The sequence below is a fragment of the Variovorax sp. Soil_C_17 genome (genome assembly GCF_057657265.1).
The window spans coordinates 16137-31627 of sequence record NZ_JBDGIT010000003.1 but is presented as its reverse complement, the minus strand read 5'-3'; the positions used below and the strand labels follow the sequence as shown (position 1 = coordinate 31627).

General features: G+C 68.5%; 18 protein-coding genes. 14 read left to right on the top strand and 4 right to left on the bottom strand.

What is annotated here, in order from left to right:
• The first annotated feature begins 5 nt into the window (after window positions 1–5).
• Both AC3A6Y_RS15250 and AC3A6Y_RS15245 read left to right on the top strand, forming a co-directional pair.
• On the top strand, window positions 6–776 hold the full coding sequence (locus tag AC3A6Y_RS15250; RefSeq protein WP_487869090.1) for an MHYT domain-containing protein: 771 nt from the start codon (window positions 6–8) through the stop codon (window positions 774–776).
• Between the two features lie 95 nt (window positions 777–871).
• Window positions 872–1441 (top strand): GAF domain-containing protein, encoded by a 570-nt coding sequence (locus tag AC3A6Y_RS15245; protein ID WP_487869089.1) that lies wholly within the window; start codon window positions 872–874, stop codon window positions 1439–1441.
• Here the strand turns inward: AC3A6Y_RS15245 and AC3A6Y_RS15240 are convergent.
• The 4 genes from AC3A6Y_RS15240 to flgA all read right to left on the bottom strand — a co-directional run bounded on the left by AC3A6Y_RS15240 (window position 1438) and on the right by flgA (window position 3621).
• Complete coding sequence (locus tag AC3A6Y_RS15240) at window positions 1438–1938, bottom strand: VOC family protein (RefSeq protein ID WP_487869088.1); 501 nt, start codon at window positions 1936–1938, stop codon at window positions 1438–1440. The two genes, AC3A6Y_RS15245 and AC3A6Y_RS15240, sit on opposite strands and share 4 nt — an antisense overlap.
• 140 nt (window positions 1939–2078) lie before the next feature.
• Window positions 2079–2537 (bottom strand): flagella synthesis protein FlgN, encoded by a 459-nt coding sequence (locus AC3A6Y_RS15235; RefSeq protein WP_487869087.1) that lies wholly within the window; start codon window positions 2535–2537, stop codon window positions 2079–2081.
• Window positions 2538–2542: 5 nt separating this feature from the next.
• Window positions 2543–2839 carry a flagellar biosynthesis anti-sigma factor FlgM gene (gene flgM, locus AC3A6Y_RS15230; protein ID WP_487869086.1) on the bottom strand — a complete coding sequence of 99 codons (297 nt, stop codon included), beginning with the start codon at window positions 2837–2839 and terminating at the stop codon, window positions 2543–2545.
• 80 nt (window positions 2840–2919) lie between these two features.
• Complete coding sequence (gene flgA / locus AC3A6Y_RS15225) at window positions 2920–3621, bottom strand: flagellar basal body P-ring formation chaperone FlgA (protein ID WP_487869085.1); 702 nt, start codon at window positions 3619–3621, stop codon at window positions 2920–2922.
• Between the two features lie 162 nt (window positions 3622–3783).
• Here flgA and flgB point away from each other — a divergent pair, with 162 nt between their 5' ends.
• The 12 genes from flgB (at window position 3784) to AC3A6Y_RS15165 (ending at window position 15463) form a co-directional block, all read left to right on the top strand.
• Window positions 3784–4191: a flagellar basal body rod protein FlgB gene (gene flgB, locus AC3A6Y_RS15220; RefSeq protein WP_487869084.1), complete on the top strand. Its 408-nt coding sequence runs from the start codon at window positions 3784–3786 to the stop codon at window positions 4189–4191.
• Window positions 4192–4203: 12 nt separating this feature from the next.
• Window positions 4204–4620: a flagellar basal body rod protein FlgC gene (flgC, locus tag AC3A6Y_RS15215; protein WP_487869083.1), complete on the top strand. Its 417-nt coding sequence runs from the start codon at window positions 4204–4206 to the stop codon at window positions 4618–4620.
• Between the two features lie 33 nt (window positions 4621–4653).
• Complete coding sequence (locus AC3A6Y_RS15210; protein WP_487869082.1) at window positions 4654–5337, top strand: flagellar hook assembly protein FlgD; 684 nt, start codon at window positions 4654–4656, stop codon at window positions 5335–5337.
• 71 nt (window positions 5338–5408) lie between these two features.
• The gene (gene flgE, locus AC3A6Y_RS15205; RefSeq protein ID WP_487869081.1) at window positions 5409–6620 is read left to right on the top strand and encodes a flagellar hook protein FlgE; all 1212 of its coding nucleotides are present in this window, start codon (window positions 5409–5411) and stop codon (window positions 6618–6620) included.
• A 22-nt stretch (window positions 6621–6642) separates the two neighbouring features.
• Window positions 6643–7389 carry a flagellar basal-body rod protein FlgF gene (flgF, locus tag AC3A6Y_RS15200; protein WP_487869080.1) on the top strand — a complete coding sequence of 249 codons (747 nt, stop codon included), beginning with the start codon at window positions 6643–6645 and terminating at the stop codon, window positions 7387–7389.
• Between the two features lie 32 nt (window positions 7390–7421).
• On the top strand, window positions 7422–8204 hold the full coding sequence (gene flgG / locus AC3A6Y_RS15195) for a flagellar basal-body rod protein FlgG (RefSeq protein ID WP_487869079.1): 783 nt from the start codon (window positions 7422–7424) through the stop codon (window positions 8202–8204).
• Window positions 8201–8893: a flagellar basal body L-ring protein FlgH gene (locus AC3A6Y_RS15190; protein ID WP_487869078.1), complete on the top strand. Its 693-nt coding sequence runs from the start codon at window positions 8201–8203 to the stop codon at window positions 8891–8893. The genes flgG and AC3A6Y_RS15190 overlap by 4 nt, the downstream gene beginning before the upstream one ends.
• Window positions 8894–9059: 166 nt before the next feature.
• Window positions 9060–10163, top strand: a complete 1104-nt coding sequence (locus tag AC3A6Y_RS15185) for a flagellar basal body P-ring protein FlgI (RefSeq protein WP_487869077.1) — start codon at window positions 9060–9062, stop codon at window positions 10161–10163.
• 10 nt (window positions 10164–10173) lie between these two features.
• Entirely contained in the window at window positions 10174–11157 is a 984-nt protein-coding gene (gene flgJ / locus AC3A6Y_RS15180; RefSeq protein WP_487869076.1) for a flagellar assembly peptidoglycan hydrolase FlgJ, read from the top strand.
• 24 nt (window positions 11158–11181) lie between these two features.
• Window positions 11182–11688, top strand: coding sequence for a chemotaxis protein CheW (locus tag AC3A6Y_RS15175; protein WP_487869075.1), 507 nt, complete (start codon window positions 11182–11184; stop codon window positions 11686–11688).
• A 51-nt stretch (window positions 11689–11739) separates the two neighbouring features.
• On the top strand, window positions 11740–13425 hold the full coding sequence (locus AC3A6Y_RS15170) for a methyl-accepting chemotaxis protein (RefSeq protein ID WP_487869074.1): 1686 nt from the start codon (window positions 11740–11742) through the stop codon (window positions 13423–13425).
• A gap of 16 nt (window positions 13426–13441) precedes the next feature.
• Complete coding sequence (locus AC3A6Y_RS15165; RefSeq protein ID WP_487869073.1) at window positions 13442–15463, top strand: methyl-accepting chemotaxis protein; 2022 nt, start codon at window positions 13442–13444, stop codon at window positions 15461–15463.
• Window positions 15464–15491 lie beyond the last annotated feature (28 nt).

Sequence of the window (15491 nt, the reverse complement as noted above, 5' to 3'; positions counted from 1 at the left end):
ACCCCATGGATCCCATCGTCGGCCAACTGCTGTCCCCGCGCTACGACCTCGGAACCGTCGCGCTCTCGTATGTGATCTCCTTCTTCGGCTCGCTGCTTGCCCTGCTGTGCGCCCACAAGATGGTGCGCAAGGACGGCACGCTCGACCTGCTCATGCTGGCCGGCGGCGCGGTGGCGCTGGGCGGCATCGGCATCTGGTCGATGCATTTCATCGGCATGGTGGCTTACCGCCTGCCGGTGGCGATCGCCTACGACGTGCCGCTGACGGCCCTGTCGCTGGTCGCCGCGATCCTCATCTCGGGCATCGCCCTGTACCTGGCCGGCGGCAAGCGCTTCACCCGCGGCGGCTGGCTGGCCGGCAGCCTGTTGGCGGGCATTGGCGTGTGCGTGATGCACTACATCGGCATGTTCGCCATGAACATGCGCGCCAGCATGAGCTTCGACCTGGTCGTCGTGGCCGCATCGGTCGCCATCGCCATCGGCGCGGCGGCGGCGGCGCTGTGGCTGGCCTTCAATCTCACGGAACTGGCGCACCAGTTCATCGCGGCTGCGGTGATGGGCGTGGCCGTGTGCGCAATGCACTACACCGGCATGACGGCCGCCACCATGGTCTGCACCAGCGCCGCGCCGGCCGCCTCCTACCTGGTGGGCGACGGCAACATAGGACTGGCCGTTTTCAACACCGCGTCCGTGGCGCTGATCTTCATCTTCAGCAGGATCGAGATCGACGACTGGCTCGACAACATCCGCGCCCAGGGACGGACCAAGCTGCCTTGACGGGTCGCCATGCGGAAGAAGGCAGCACGGAGCGTGCGAAATGCACTTCCAGGGCAGTCGCACGCCGCATACGATCCGCCTGAAACTCGTTATACATGGAACCTTTTCCAAGCACACCGCAAGCTCCCGCCGGCGAAAGCCGCGAGGCCCGTCTCGGCATCATCACGGCGGAAGCCCAATTCCATGCCGGAGAGGTCTCGGTCGATCGCGCCATCGGGGACCTGCTGGTCATCGTTCGGGAGCAGCTGGGCCTGCAGGTGGTATTCGTGAGCGAGTTCGTCGACGGCAGGCGCGTGTTCCGGCACATCGAATCCCAGAGCAATGCATTGCGCATACAGCGGGGCCAGTCCGCACCGCTCGAACACACCATCTGCCAGCGCATCCTCGACGGCCGGCTGCCCCATCTGATCCAGAGCGTCACGAGCGTGCGTGAAGAGCAGGGACTGCCCGCCAGCTTCGACGGCATGGGAACGCACATCGGCGTGCCGGTCCGGATGGCGGACGGGCGGATCTACGGCATGCTCTGCGGCTTCAACATCGAAGGCGAAACCGAACTGGACGAGCGCGACGTCAAGCGTCTGGAACTGGCGGCCTCCAGCGCGGCTCGGCTTCTCGCCCGAGCGGACGGGCGCGAAGTCACGACTTCCGACCCTGCGCTCGCCTAGGACCTTTCAGCGGGGGCCTGGCCCCGGCGCGCCGCCTCGATGGCGGCGATGTCGATCTTCCTCATGGTCATCATCGCGTCGAACGCGCGCTTGGCCGCCGCGCGGTCGGGGTCGGCTATTGCCTCGGTGAGGGCGCGGGGCGTGATCTGCCAAGACAATCCCCACCGGTCCTTGCACCAGCCGCACGCGCTTTCCTGGCCGCCATTGCCGACGATCGCGTCCCACAAGCGATCGGTTTCGGCCTGGTCGTCGGTCGCGATCTGAAAAGAAAAGGCCTCGTTGTGCTTGAAGTGCGGGCCGCCGTTCAGCCCGAGGCAGGGAATGCCGGCGACGGTGAACTCGACCGTCAGGACATTGCCCTGCTTGCCATCGGGATAGTCGCCCGGTGCGCGGAAGATGGTGCCGACGGCGCTGTCGGGGAATGTCTTGGCATAGAAGTTCGCGGCGTCGACGGCAGTGCCGTCGTACCACAGACAGATCGTGTTCTTGCTGGTCATGTCAGGTCTCCTGAAGCGTTGAGCACGGCAGCCCGCCGTCGCGCAAAAAACACCGATCCTGTTCTCGCCGCGGGCTTCTTGTCTGTCGGATGGCACGCCGTCGTGGCGAGCCGTCGATGTCGCAGCCGCTCGCTGCGGGCCTACCCCAGCGCGCGCCGCGTCCCCGGCCCGCCCAGCGCCTTGCGAATCCCGTCCGGCCCATAGAAGGGCAGGGCGGCCGCCTGCAGGTAGTGCAGTGCATTGCGGGTGAAGTCGAGGTGGCCGTGGACCAAGGCGCCGTTGCGGCGATTGCCGGCCTTGGCCTTGTCGGCCAGTTCCAGCAGCGCGGCCCAGGCCTCCTGCGCGGCGGTGCCGGCGGCCGTGGCGGCGGCATCGGCACCGGCGCGGCCGGGTTCGAAGCCCATCGCCACCTGGGCCGATTCGCGGGCTTGGTCGAGCGCGGTCATGCGGTCGAGCAGGGCAGCCTTGCGCGCCGTCAGCGGCCTCAGGTCGGCGAACAGGCCCTCCTGCATGGCCCGCTCCTCCTGCCCCAGCAGGTCGATGAACTCTTCCACGCAGGACTTCTCGGCCAGCAGGTGGGGCAGCAGCGTGACGCGCATCGTTCTCAGCCCTCGCTCTTGCCGCCGAGAAGGTCGCGAACGCTTTTCAGCAGGCCGTCGGCGATGCGCTCGGGATGCACCGTGTACTCGCCGGCCAGGATGGCCTTGCGGATGTCGGCGACGCGCGCGGCATCGAAGTCGGTGTTCGGGCCGCTGGGCAGCGAATGGACCTGGGCCGAGGACAGCTGTACCGCGTCCTTGGCCTGTTCGGCGGCATCGGCGCCGGCGGCCGGCTGGGCCTTGGCGGCCTTGCCCGCGCGGGGGAGTGGTATGGCCGAGGGGGCGGGTTGGTCGATTTTCAAGATGGTTCCTCAAAGGGCTGACCGCTTTATCGGCAGTGCGGGCCCGAACTTTAGGGTCGATCCATGCGCATGATCTGTCACTACTGGGCCAGCCGCACCTGGCCCTCCTCGCCGGCCACCCCGCTGACCAGCCGGCCATCGCGCGTCTTGGCCTGGACGGTGGCGCCGATCTCGGCCCGGTTCAGGGCTCGCGCCTCGGTGCTGACCGTGAAGCCCTGCCCCTCGGCGACCACCTGCACCGTCTGGCCTTGCTGGATCACGACCGTGCCGCGCAGTTGCTCGCGCCGCAGCGGCGCGCCGGCGGCGACGCGGTTGACCGTCACCATGCCCTTGAGCTCGGCCGGGTCCAGCAGGACCGACTTCGGCAGCGCCGTCAGGTCGCCCGTGCGCGCCGCCACGTCGCCGGCACCCAGGGGCCGGCCGGCGTCGAGGGCGCGTGCGGCCACCAGGTAGCGGCCTTCGAGCGCGACGTGCGCCTGCACGAAGCGCGTCCAGGGCCGCTCGCCCGGGCAGCGCAGGCCGACCGAGACCCGGCCCCAGGCCGAGGCCCCGTTCGGCAGGAAGGCCTCGAGCGCCTCGCAGGCCGGCAGGGCCGAGCCCGGCAGCGTCACCCGGATGCGGGCCTGGCCCGGCAGGCCGGCGGTCTGCGTCTTCAGGAATTGCTGGACGACGGCCCGCGCATCGCTGCCGTCGAGCGGCCCGGCCGGGCACGCGGCGGCGCCCAGGCTCGCGGCCAGCACGAAGGGCATGAAGCGAAGCGGGAAGCAGGTCGTGTCCATCATCGGTGAGTCGGATTCTAGGAAGCGCGGCCCTCGCGCCAAGGTGCGAAGTGCACGTCAAATGCCCCTTTGTTCGGCCCATTGCAAAAGCGGCTCGTGCATAGACTCGCTTTCCATCTGTCGCCACGCCTTCCCCTGGCCGCGACGCCAACAGATGGAGCCCTCATGATCGACAAGCTGGATGCAGCGCTTCGATTCAGCCGCGAAGCCCTGAACCTCCGGGCCCAGCGCCAGGAAGTGCTGGCGGCCAACATCGCCCACGCCGACACGCCCAACTACAAGGCACGCGACTTCGACTTCGCGAGCCGGCTCACGCAGGCCGTCGAGCAGGGCCGCGGCGGCCAGGCGGTCACGATGGCCACCACCTCGGCGCGCCACCTGCAGGGCGACGCCTCGGCGATGCCCGATCCCGGCCTGCTCTTCCGCGTGCCGGCGCAATCCAGCATCGACGGCAACACCGTCGAGATGGATGCCGAGCGCATCGCCTTCGCCGACAACGCGCTGCGCTACGAGGCCAACCTCACGGTGATGAGCGCCAAGATCAAGTCGCTGCTGGCCGCGGCGCAGCAATAAGGAGCACGCGCGATGCCATTGCCCGGCGCCTCCATGAACATCTTCAACGTCGCCGGCTCGGCGATGGCTGCGCAGTCGCAGCGCATGAACGTCACGGCCAGCAACCTGGCCAACGCCGACAGCGTGGCCGGCCCCGACGGCCAGCCCTACCGCGCCAAGCAGGTCATGTTCGAGGTCGCGGCCTCCGGCCGGCAGGACATCGGCGGCGTGAAGGTCGCCGGCGTGGTCGAGGACAGCGCGCCCGCCAGGATGGTCTACGACCCGAAAAGCCCGCATGCCGATGCGCAGGGCTACGTGAGCATGCCCAACGTCAACGTGGTCGAGGAAATGACCAACATGATCTCCGCCTCGCGCAGCTACCAGGCCAACGTCGAGGTGCTCAACACCGCCAAGACGCTGATGGTCAAGACGCTGTCGGTCGGCCAGTAACCCCGCTCAACCACAAGCACAAGCCTCCAGAACATGGCCATCAACGACGCCCTCTCCTCCCTCGGCGGCACCGGCTCGACATCGAGCAGCAGCAGCAGCGTGAGCGGCTCGGACAGCGAACAGCGCTTCCTCAAGCTGCTGGTGACGCAGCTCAACAACCAGGACCCGCTCAACCCGATGCAGAACGCCGAGCTCACCTCGCAGCTCGCGCAGATGAGCACGGTCAGCGGCATCGAGAAGCTCAACAGCACGCTGTCCGGCCTGGTCAGCCAGACCGGCAGCAACCAGGTGCTGCAGGCCGCCTCGCTGATCGGCTACAACGTGCTGTCGCCCGGCAACCAGATCGCCACCACCGCGCCCAAGGACGGCGAGGAGCCGGCGACCGTGCCCTTCGCCGTGCAGCTGCCCGGCACGGCCGGCGACGTGCAGGTCAAGATCGTCGATGCCGCGGGCCGCACCGTGCGCACCCTCGAGCTGGGCTCCCTGGCGGAGGGCGTCAACCCCGTCACCTGGGACGGCAAGGCCGACGACGGATCGACGGTGCCGGCCGGCAACTACAGCTTCAGCGTGGTCGCCAGCAACGACGGCACCGCGGTCGAGGCCACCGCGCTCACCTTCGCGCAGGTGGCGGCCGTCAAGCAGGGCACCCACGGGGTCACGCTCGAGCTGGCCAACGGCCGAAGCATCAGCCTCGACGACGTGCGCATGTACCTCTGAACCCTTCTCCCTCGGGCCTCTCGCGTCGGCGCGGGGGACGCTTCTTCCACGCATAGCAACAAGGATCGATCATGAGTTTCTCCCAGGGCATCAGCGGCCTGAACGTGGCCGCTGCCAACCTCGACGTCATCGGCAACAACATCGCCAACTCGGGCACCGTGGGCTACAAGTCGGCGGCCGCCACCTTCCAGGACATCTATGCCGGCTCGCGCATCGGCCTGGGGGCCTCGGTCTCGGGCGTGGTGCAGAACTTCACGCAGGGCGTCACGCAGACCAGCAGCCGCCCGCTGGATGTGGCGATCCAGAACGGCGACGGCTTCTTCCGCCTCTCCAGCCCCAGCGGCGAAGTGGCGTACTCGCGCAACGGCCAGTTCACCCGCGACAAGGACGGCTACATCGTCAACAGCCAGGGCCTGCGCCTCACCGGCTACGGCGTGACGGCGGCCGGCGGCCTCTCCGGCGGCACGCCCACCGCACTGCAGGTGCAGACCAGCTCGATGAACCCGAACGCCACCACCGGCGTGGAGGCCGAGTTCAACCTCGACTCGCGCCTGGCCGTGCCGAGCAAGACCCCTTTCGATGCCACCGATTCGGGCACCTTCAACTACTCCAACTCGATCGGCCCGGTGTACGACTCGCTGGGCAATCCGCACGAGCTCACCGCCTACTTCGTGAAGACCGGCGACAACGCCTGGAACGTCTACGCCCAGGCCGACGGCGCGGCCATCGGCGCCGGCCCGATCACCGGCCTGACTTTCGACACCAACGGCAACATGACGGCCCCCGCCGGCGGCAGCTTCAACATCGCGAACCTGGACTTCGGCAACGGCTCGGCCGCGATGAACATGGCGGTGGACCTCTCCGGCACCACGCAGTTCGGCAATGCCAACGGCATGAACAAGCTGTCGCAGGACGGCTACACCTCCGGCACGCTGACCTCCTTCTCGATCAACCCCGACGGCACCATCACCGGCAAGTTCTCGAACGAGCAGACCAAGCTGATGGGCCAGGTGGTGCTGTCCAGCTTCGCCAACCCGAACGGCCTGGAGCCCAAGGGCGGCAACGTCTGGGCCGAGACCCAGGCCTCGGGCCCGGCGCTCACCGGCACCCCGGGCGAAGGCACCAAGCAGGGCTCGCTCGAATCGGGCGCGCTGGAGTCGTCCAACGTGGACCTCACCTCCGAGCTGGTGAACCTGATCGTCGCCCAGCGCAGCTACCAGGCCAACGCGCAGACGGTGAAGACGCAGGACCAGGTGGTCCAGACGCTCATCAACATCCGCTGAGCGGCACCAGGAGTAGCACCCAGTGGACCGCATGCTCTATGTCGCCATGAGCGGCGCCAAGCAGGCCATGGAACAGCAGGCCTCGGTCGCCAACAACATGGCGAACGTCTCGACGCCGGGCTTTCGCGCGCAGGTCAACAGCTTCCGCGCGGTGCCGGTGGTGGGAGGCGACGAGCCGTCCACCCGCTCCTTCGTGGTCGCCACCACGCCGGGCGCCGACTTCAGCCACGGCCCGCTGACGCAGACCGGCCGCGACCTCGACGTCGCGGTGCACGGCGACGGCTGGCTGGTGGTGCAGACGCCCGACGGCGGCGAAGCCTACACCCGCGTGGGCAACCTGCAGGTCGGTGCCGACGGGCAGCTGCTCACCATGGGCGCGCGCCCGGTGGTGGGCGAGGGCGGCGCACTGGTGGTGCCGCCCGGCTCCAAGGTGCAGATCGCCCCCAACGGCGCCATCACGGCGCGCGGCGCCGGCGATCCGCTGGTGGGCGTGGCCGAGGTCGGCCGCCTCAAGCTCGTCAACCCGCCGACGACCGACCTGGTGCGCGGCGACGACGGCCTGTTCCGCATGCGCGAGGGCCTGCCGCCGGCCGAGGCCGATGCGGCCGTGACCGTGACCAGCGGCGCGGTCGAAGGCAGCAACGTCAATCCGGTCGAAGCCATGGTTTCCATGATCGCCCAGGCCCGCAGCTTCGAGATGCAGATGAAGGCCATGCAGACCGCGAACGACAACGCGCAGTCGGCCAACAAGCTGCTGGCCTACGGCTGATCTCACATTCAAAGCACAAAGGACCCATCGCCATGATGCGCTCGCTCTATATCGCCAAGACCGGCCTCGATGCCCAGCAGACCCAGCTGGACGTGGTCTCCAACAACCTGGCCAACGTCGGCACCACCGGCTTCAAGCGCAGCCGCGCCGTGTTCGAGGACCTGATGTACCAGAACCTGCGCCAGGTCGGCGGCCAGACCTCCGACCAGACGCGCCTGCCCTCCGGCCTGCAGGTCGGCACCGGCGTGCACGTGGTCGCCACCGAGCGCATCCATGCGCAGGGCAACATGACCAAGACCGACAACCCGAAGGACGTGGCGATCAACGGCGCCGGCTTCTTCCAGGTGCTGATGCCCGACGGCACCACCTCGTACACGCGCGACGGTTCCTTCCAGACCGATCGCGACGGCCAGCTGGTGACCGCCAGCGGCTTTCCGGTGCAGCCGGCCATCACCATCCCCCAGAACGCCACCGGCATGACCATCGGCCGCGACGGCATGGTCTCGGTCACGCAGGCCGGCAGCACCGCGACCGTGCAGGTCGGGCAGCTGCAGCTGGCCACCTTCCTCAATCCCGCGGGGCTGCAGAGCGTGGGCGAGAACCTCTATGCCGAGACCGATTCCTCCGGCGCGCCCAACCAGCTGAACCCGGGCCTGGAAGGCGCGGGCATCCTGAGCCAGGGCTATGTGGAGGCCTCCAACGTCAACGTGGTGGAGGAGCTGGTCAACATGATCGCGACGCAGCGGGCGTACGAGATCAACAGCAAGGCCGTGCAGACCTCCGACCAGATGCTGCAAAGGCTGGCCCAGCTGTGATCGACCGCGCTCGTCTTCATCGTCTTGCTGCGGGCGCACTTGCGGCCCTGCTCGCCACGGGCTGTGCCCAGATCCCGCGCGAGCCGCTGGTGCACCAGCCGATGACGGCGCGCGCCAATGCCTACGCGCCGCTGCCGGCGCCGCGCGCCAACGGCGCGATCTTCCGCGACGGGCCCGGCGGCAACGCGCTCTTCGAGGACCGCCGGCCCCGCAACGTCGGCGACATCCTGACCATCGTCATCAGCGAGAAAGTCAACGCGAGCAAGAACTCGGGCGCCAACGCGAGCCGCTCGGGCAGCCTCACGGCCGCCTTCCCGACCATTCCCAAGCTGCTGGGCGGCCTGCTGGACGAGCAGGACGCCAAGCTGTCCGGCAACAACATCCTCAATGCCAAGGGCGGGGCCAACGCCAACAACACCTTCAACGGCGTGATCACCGTCACCGTGACGGACGTGATGCCCAACGGCAACCTGCTGGTGTCCGGCGAGAAGCAGATGGGCATCAACCAGGGCACCGAGTACATCCGCTTCTCGGGCGTGGTGAACCCGCGCACCGTCTCGGGCAGCAACACCGTGCCTTCCACGCTGGTGGCCGATGCGCGCATCGAATACACGGCCAAGGGCTATATCGACGAGGCGCAGCACATGGGCTGGATGCAGCGCTTCTTCCTGAACGTCATGCCCTTCTGATGGCTCTCCCCCAGGTTGGCTCACTTCGTGTAGCCGCCCACCCCCTCACCGGGGGCGACACCAGCGGCCCGGCCCTTCGCCAGGCTCAGGACAGGCCAAGGCCGGTTCCGCGGTGTCCCCCGAACGCGGCCCGTTCCGGTGCCGCTCTGAAAGAGAGAGTTTGTTTATGAGTTTGTCGCGATATTTGATGACTGCGATTGCAGCGCTTTGTGTGCTGACGTTTCCCGCCCACGCCGAGCGCATCAAGGAGCTGGCCAGCATCCAGGGCGTGCGCGACAACCCGCTGATCGGCTACGGCCTGATGGTGGGGCTGGACGGCACGGGCGACCAGACCATGCAGACGCCCTTCACCACGCAGAGCCTGAACAACATGCTGCAGCAGCTGGGCATCACCATCCCGGCCGGCGTCAACATGCAGCTGAAGAACGTGGCGGCCGTGATGGTCACGGCCACGCTGCCGTCCTTCGCGCGGCCCGGCCAGGCCATCGACGTCACCGTCTCGTCCATGGGCAATGCCAAGAGCCTGCGCGGCGGCACGCTGCTGATGACGCCGCTCAAGGGCGTGGACGGCGCGACCTATGCCATCGCCCAGGGCAACATGGTGGTCGGCGGCGCCGGCGCCTCGGCCAACGGCAGCAAGGTGCAGATCAACCAGCTGAGCTCGGGCCGCATTCCGGCCGGGGCGCTGGTGGAGCGCACGGTGGAAGCGCCGGTGGGCGGCGAGGGCACTTTCTCGCTGGAGCTCAACCGCTCCGACTTCGGCACCGCGCAGCGCGTGGTCGAGGCCATCAACCGCCAGCTCGGCCCCGGCACCGCCGATGCGGCCGACGCCCGGATGATCCGCGTGCGCGCGCCGCAGGCGCAGGAGCGCGTCGGCTTCCTGGCCCGGCTCGAGAACATCGAGGTGACGCCGATGCAGGCGGTGGCGCGCGTGGTGATCAATGCACGGACCGGCTCGGTGGTGATGAACCAGGCGGTGCGCGTCAACGACTGTGCGGTGGCGCACGGCAACCTCTCGGTCGTGATCAACACCGAGCCGGTGATCAGCCAGCCCGGTCCGTTCTCGGGCGGGTCCACGGTCGTCGCCCAGACCTCGCAGGTCTCGGTCACGCAGGGGGGCGGCGCGCTGCAGATGGTGCGCGGCGGCGCCTCGCTGGCGGACGTGATCAAGGGCCTCAACAGCCTGGGCGCGAATCCGCAGGACCTGGTGTCCATCCTGCAGGCCATGAAGAGTGCCGGCGCCCTGCGCGCCGAACTGGAAGTCATCTGAAGGCCCGCGCATGGCGATGACCACCGATACGCGCAACGCCGCACTCGACCAGCGCTTCGCGCTGGACGTGCAGGGTGTGGACGCCCTGCGGCGCACCGTGCGCGCCTCGCCCGAGGAAGGCCTCAGGCAGGTCTCGCGCCAGTTCGAGGCGCTGTTCATGAACATGGTGCTCAAGAGCATGCGCCAGGCGGTGCCGCAGAGCGGCTTGCTGGACAGCCAGAACGAGAAGCTCTACCTCTCGATGTTCGACCAGCAGCTCGCGCAGAACCTCTCGGGGCGCGGCGTCGGGCTCGCCGAGGCGATGCTCGCGCAGCTGAGCCGCAGCCTCCCATCCGCCGCGGCGGAGGGTGAGGGCGGGGCCGAAGGCATGTCGCTCGCGCCGCCGGCCGGCTTCGCGATCAAGCCGCAGGTGGGCATCCCGCTCGGTTCCGCGCCGACGCCGGCCATGCTGCCCGCCACCGCGCCCGCGCCGCGCCGCGCCGCGGACCTGAGCCTCTACCAGAGCAATGTCGAGCGTGTACCGGCCACGGTGGATTCGCTGCAGGGCAAGGTCGACGCCTTCGTCGACCGCATGGGCGCCTCGGCGCAGGCCGCGAGCGAGGCCAGCGGCGTCCCCGCGCCGCTGATCCTGGCGCAGGCCGCGCTCGAATCCGGCTGGGGCAAGCGCGAGATCCGCGCCGACGACGGCACCCCGAGCCACAACCTGTTCGGCATCAAGGCCGACCGCAGCTGGAAGGGCCCGACGGTCGAGACCACCACCACCGAGTACGTCGACGGCGAGCCGCAGAAGGTGCGCGCGAAGTTCCGGGCCTACGGCTCCTACGAGGAGGCCTTCACCGACTACGCGAAGTTCATCACGCGCAACCCGCGCTACGCCAACGTGCTGGCCACCGACGATCCGGCCGCGGCCGCGCACGGCTTGCAGAAGGCGGGCTACGCCACCGATCCGCAGTACGGGCACAAGCTCGTTCGCATCATGCAGAAGTTCACCTGAATCCATCCACCTGAGGAAAGCTCCATGGTTGAAATCGCAAGCCTGCGCCCGCAGGCCAATGTCCCGGCCGTCGACGGCAACCGGCTGGAGGTGGTCACCTTCACGCTCGGCGAGGAGGAATACGGCATCGACATCCAGAAGGTGCAGGAGCTGCGCGGCTACGACGCGGTGACGCGCATCGCCAACGCGCCGGAGTTCATCAAGGGGGTGGTGAACCTGCGGGGGATCATCGTTCCGATCATCGACATGCGCATCAAGTTCGCACTGGGCACGCCGACGTATGACCAGTTCACGGTGGTGATCGTGCTGAACATCGGCGGCCGCGTGGTGGGGATGGTGGTGGACAGCGTGTCGGACGTGATCACGCTGACGGCGCAGCAGATCAAGCCGGCGCCGGAGATGGGCTCGTCGCTGGACACGGACTACCTGATCGGGCTGGGCACGCTGGAGGAGCGGATGCTGATCCTGGTGGACATCGACAAGCTGATGTCGAGCGACGAGATGGGCCTGATCGACAAGATCGCAGCCTGAAATGGCTCTCTTCGCCGGCCGGGATTTTTGCAAGACAAGGAGGATATTGAGATGAGGAACTGGAAGATCGGCACCCGCCTGGGCATCGGCTTTGCGCTGGTGCTGGCATTGCTGGCCGTCGTCGCGGGCATCGGCGTGTTGCGCCTGCAGAAGGTGGGCGAGGCCAATGCGGAGATGGTCCAGCGTTCGCTGGTGAAGGAGCGCCTGGCCGCGAGCTGGCTGCTGAACACCAGCAACAACAGCGTGCGCACTTTCGCGCTGGTCAAGAGCAACGACGCCGAAGTGCAGGACTTCCTGCAGAAGAACATGACGAAGACCAGCGCGCTCATCTCCGAGACGCAGAAGAAGCTGGAAGACATGCTGGACACGCCCGAGGAACAGGCGATCAGCGCCGACATCAAGAAGAAGCGCACCGAGTACATCGCCCTGCGCAACGGCATCCTCAAGCTCAAGGCCGAGGGCCGGCAGGAGGAGGCGGCGCGCATCACCAACGAGCAGCTGATCCCGATGCTCGACGCCTACGACGCCAGCATCCGCGGCATGCTGACGCACCAGGCCGAGCGCATCGACCGCGCGGCCGATTCGGTCGACGAGCTGTACCGCTCGGGCCGCGTCAACGTGATCTTGCTGGCCGTGCTCGCGCTGGCGCTGGGCGCGGTGCTGGCCTGGCTGTTGACGCGCAGCATCACGCGCCCGCTCAACGAGGCGGTGCAGGTGGCGCAGAGCGTGGCCGCCGGCGACCTGCGCAGCGAGGTGGTGGTGAAAACCCGCGACGAGACCGGCCTGCTGATGCAGGCGCTCCAGGGCATGAATGCCAACCTGGCGCGCGTGGTGGGCGAGGTGCGCAGCGGCACCGACAGCATCGCGGCGGCTTCCACCCAGATCGCGACGGGCAACCAGGACCTCTCCTCGCGCACCGAGGAGCAGGCGAGCTCGCTGCAGCAGACCGCGGCCTCGATGGAAGAGCTGACCTCCACCGTCAAGCAGAACGCCGACAACGCGCGGCAGGCCAATCAGCTGGCGCGCTCGGCTTCGGAAGTCGCCGTCAAGGGCGGCGGCATGGTCGACCAGGTGGTGGACACCATGGCCTCGATCCATGCCTCCTCCAGGAAGATCGTCGACATCATCGGCGTGATCGACGGCATCGCCTTCCAGACCAACATCCTGGCGCTCAATGCCGCGGTGGAAGCGGCACGCGCGGGGGAGCAGGGCAAGGGCTTCGCGGTGGTGGCCTCCGAGGTGCGCAGCCTCGCGCAGCGCTCCGCTGCCGCCGCCAAGGAAATCAAGGGCCTGATCGACGACTCCGTCGGCAAGGTGGACGCGGGCACCGCCCTGGTGGGCGAGACCGGCAAGACCATGCAAGAGATCGTGGGCAGCATCCAGCGCGTGAGCGACATCGTGGGCGAAATCACCGCGGCCAGCCACGAGCAGACCCTGGGCATCGAGCAGGTCAACCAGGCCATCACGCAGATGGACCAGGTGACGCAGCAGAACGCGGCGCTGGTGGAAGAGGCGGCCGCGGCGGCTGCGTCGATGCAGGAGCAGACCGGCAGCCTGGTGCGCGCGGTGAGCGTGTTCCGGCTCGATGCCGGCGCGCAGGCCATTCGCATCGCGCCTTCGACTTCGACTTCGACTTCGACGTCGACTTCGAACCTGCCCGAGAAGAAAGAGCGCCTGCTCCCCAGGCCCGCGGCGCCAAGCCCGCGTGCCGCGGCCGGCGACTGGACCGAGTTCTGAACCGGAGGATGTCCTGATGAACACCGCGAACCCCTCGAAGCGCGACCCCTCCTTCGTTTCCCTGACCCGCACCATGACCCTCGGCGCCGCCGCGGGCATGTTCCTCGTGGCCGCGCTGGTGCTGGCGGTCTTCTACGCGCTGGCCGCCTCGCAGCAGCAGCGCAGCGCCGCGCAGTACGCCAATGCCAAGGCCGAGGCCATCGCCCGGTCGCTGGACATCTTCGACCAGACCATGCGCCTCACGGCGGAGAACGCCTTCGGCGTGTTCCGGCGCCAGTTCGCGGGCAGCTTCGTGCTCGACGCGGCCGCGCAGGGCGCGCTGAGCATCGACGGCACGCCCATCGACGCCGCGCGCACCGCCGAGGTGGACGCCTTCGCGCGCGACTTCCCCGGCGCCAACGCCACGGTGTTCGTGGCGCAGGGCGAGGACTTCCGCCGCATCACCACCTCGGTCAAGAAGGAGAACGGCGACCGGGCCGTCGGCACCCTGCTCGACCGCAAGAGCGGCGCCTATCCGGTCCTGCGCGAGGGCAAGCGCTTCGTGGGCCGCGTCATGCTGTTCGGCCGCCCCTTCATGACGGTCTACGAGCCGGTGCGCGATGCGGCCGGCCGCGTGATCGCCGTGCTCTACATCGGCCTGGACATCGCGCAGCAGCAGGCCGCTTTCGGCGAAGCCGTGAAGAAGACGCAGATCTTCGACACCGGCGGGCTCTACATCGTCAACCCGACCGGTGGCGCCGCTGCGGCCACGCTGGTCTTTCATCCGACGGCGGCGGGCAAGAAGCTGGCCGAGCTCCTGCCGGGCGACGAATCGGCTGCATGGCTGGAGCGCATCTCGGCCAAGGAGGCCCTGTGGATCGACGAGGCGCGGGCCGTGCTCGCAGCGGCGGACGGGCGCGAGCGCCATGCCTCCGTCGCGAGGAGCGAGGCGACGGGTTGGCTGGTGGTGGCGGAAGTGCCCACCGCCGAAGTGCTGGCGGCGCTCTACCGTCAGATGGCCTGGCTGGGCGGCTGCATCGCGCTGGCTGCCGTGATGCTGGGCGCCGCGCTGATCGTCTTCATCCGCCGCACCGTGCGGCCCCTGGGGCTGCTGAGCCTGCATGTGCAGGCGCTGGGGCGGGGCGACCTGTCGCGGCAGCTGGGTTCGGACCGGCGCGACGAGATGGGCGTGATCACCCGCGCCGTGGAAGCCATGCGCCAGGGCCTGGCCGGCGTGGTGGGCGGCGTGCGGCAAGGCACCGATGCCATCGCCACCGCTTCCAGCCAGATCTCGGCCGGCAACCAGAACCTGTCCTCGCGCACCGAGGAGCAGGCGAGCTCGCTGCAGCAGACGGCCGCCTCGATGGAAGAGCTGACCTCCACCGTCAAGCAGAACGCCGACAACGCGCGGCAGGCGAACCAGCTGGCGCTGTCGGCCTCCGACGTGGCGGTGAAGGGCGGCAATGTGGTGGGCCAGGTGGTGAGCACCATGGCCTCGATCAATGCCTCGTCGAAGAAGATCGTCGACATCATCGGCGTGATCGACGGCATCGCCTTCCAGACCAACATCCTGGCGCTCAATGCCGCGGTGGAAGCGGCGCGCGCCGGCGAGCAGGGCCGCGGCTTCGCGGTGGTGGCCTCCGAAGTGCGCAACCTGGCGCAACGCTCCGCTGCCGCCGCCAAGGAGATCAAGGGCCTGATCGACGACTCGGTGGGCAAGGTCGATGCCGGCAGCGCGCTGGTGGGCGAAGCCGGCAAGACCATGGAAGAGATCGTGGGCAGCATCCGCCGGGTGACCGACATCGTCGGCGAGATCAGCGCGGCGAGCCACGAGCAGACGCAAGGCATCGAGCAGATCAACCAGGCCATCACTCAGATGGACCAGGTGACGCAGCAGAACGCGGCGCTGGTGGAAGAAGCCGCGGCCGCGGCGCAGTCGATGCAGGAGCAGGCCGACCGGCTGGTGCAGGCGGTGAGCGTGTTCAAGCTGGAAACCCACGCGCCCAGCCTTCTTTTCGAACGCGGGACTCAAGACCGGCACGCAATTGCCGATAACTGATCGAGCACTGCACCAATACCCGATCCGG

Bases quoted from the DNA above. Each gene is read 5' to 3' on its own strand.
- AC3A6Y_RS15175 (WP_487869075.1), top strand. From the start codon at position 11,182: ATGGTTGAAATCGCAAGCCTGCGCCCGCAGGCCAATGTCCCGGCCGTC.
- AC3A6Y_RS15170 (WP_487869074.1), top strand. From the start codon at position 11,740: ATGAGGAACTGGAAGATCGGCACCCGCCTGGGCATCGGCTTTGCGCTG.
- AC3A6Y_RS15165 (WP_487869073.1), top strand. From the start codon at position 13,442: ATGAACACCGCGAACCCCTCGAAGCGCGACCCCTCCTTCGTTTCCCTG.
- flgE (WP_487869081.1), top strand. From the start codon at position 5,409: ATGAGTTTCTCCCAGGGCATCAGCGGCCTGAACGTGGCCGCTGCCAAC.
- flgG (WP_487869079.1), top strand. From the start codon at position 7,422: ATGATGCGCTCGCTCTATATCGCCAAGACCGGCCTCGATGCCCAGCAG.
- AC3A6Y_RS15185 (WP_487869077.1), top strand. From the start codon at position 9,060: ATGAGTTTGTCGCGATATTTGATGACTGCGATTGCAGCGCTTTGTGTG.
- flgC (WP_487869083.1), top strand. From the start codon at position 4,204: ATGCCATTGCCCGGCGCCTCCATGAACATCTTCAACGTCGCCGGCTCG.
- AC3A6Y_RS15240 (WP_487869088.1), bottom strand. From the start codon at position 1,938: ATGACCAGCAAGAACACGATCTGTCTGTGGTACGACGGCACTGCCGTC.
- flgJ (WP_487869076.1), top strand. From the start codon at position 10,174: ATGGCGATGACCACCGATACGCGCAACGCCGCACTCGACCAGCGCTTC.
- flgB (WP_487869084.1), top strand. From the start codon at position 3,784: ATGATCGACAAGCTGGATGCAGCGCTTCGATTCAGCCGCGAAGCCCTG.
- AC3A6Y_RS15210 (WP_487869082.1), top strand. From the start codon at position 4,654: ATGGCCATCAACGACGCCCTCTCCTCCCTCGGCGGCACCGGCTCGACA.
- AC3A6Y_RS15235 (WP_487869087.1), bottom strand. From the start codon at position 2,537: ATGCGCGTCACGCTGCTGCCCCACCTGCTGGCCGAGAAGTCCTGCGTG.
- AC3A6Y_RS15245 (WP_487869089.1), top strand. From the start codon at position 872: ATGGAACCTTTTCCAAGCACACCGCAAGCTCCCGCCGGCGAAAGCCGC.
- AC3A6Y_RS15250 (WP_487869090.1), top strand. From the start codon at position 6: ATGGATCCCATCGTCGGCCAACTGCTGTCCCCGCGCTACGACCTCGGA.
- flgA (WP_487869085.1), bottom strand. From the start codon at position 3,621: ATGATGGACACGACCTGCTTCCCGCTTCGCTTCATGCCCTTCGTGCTG.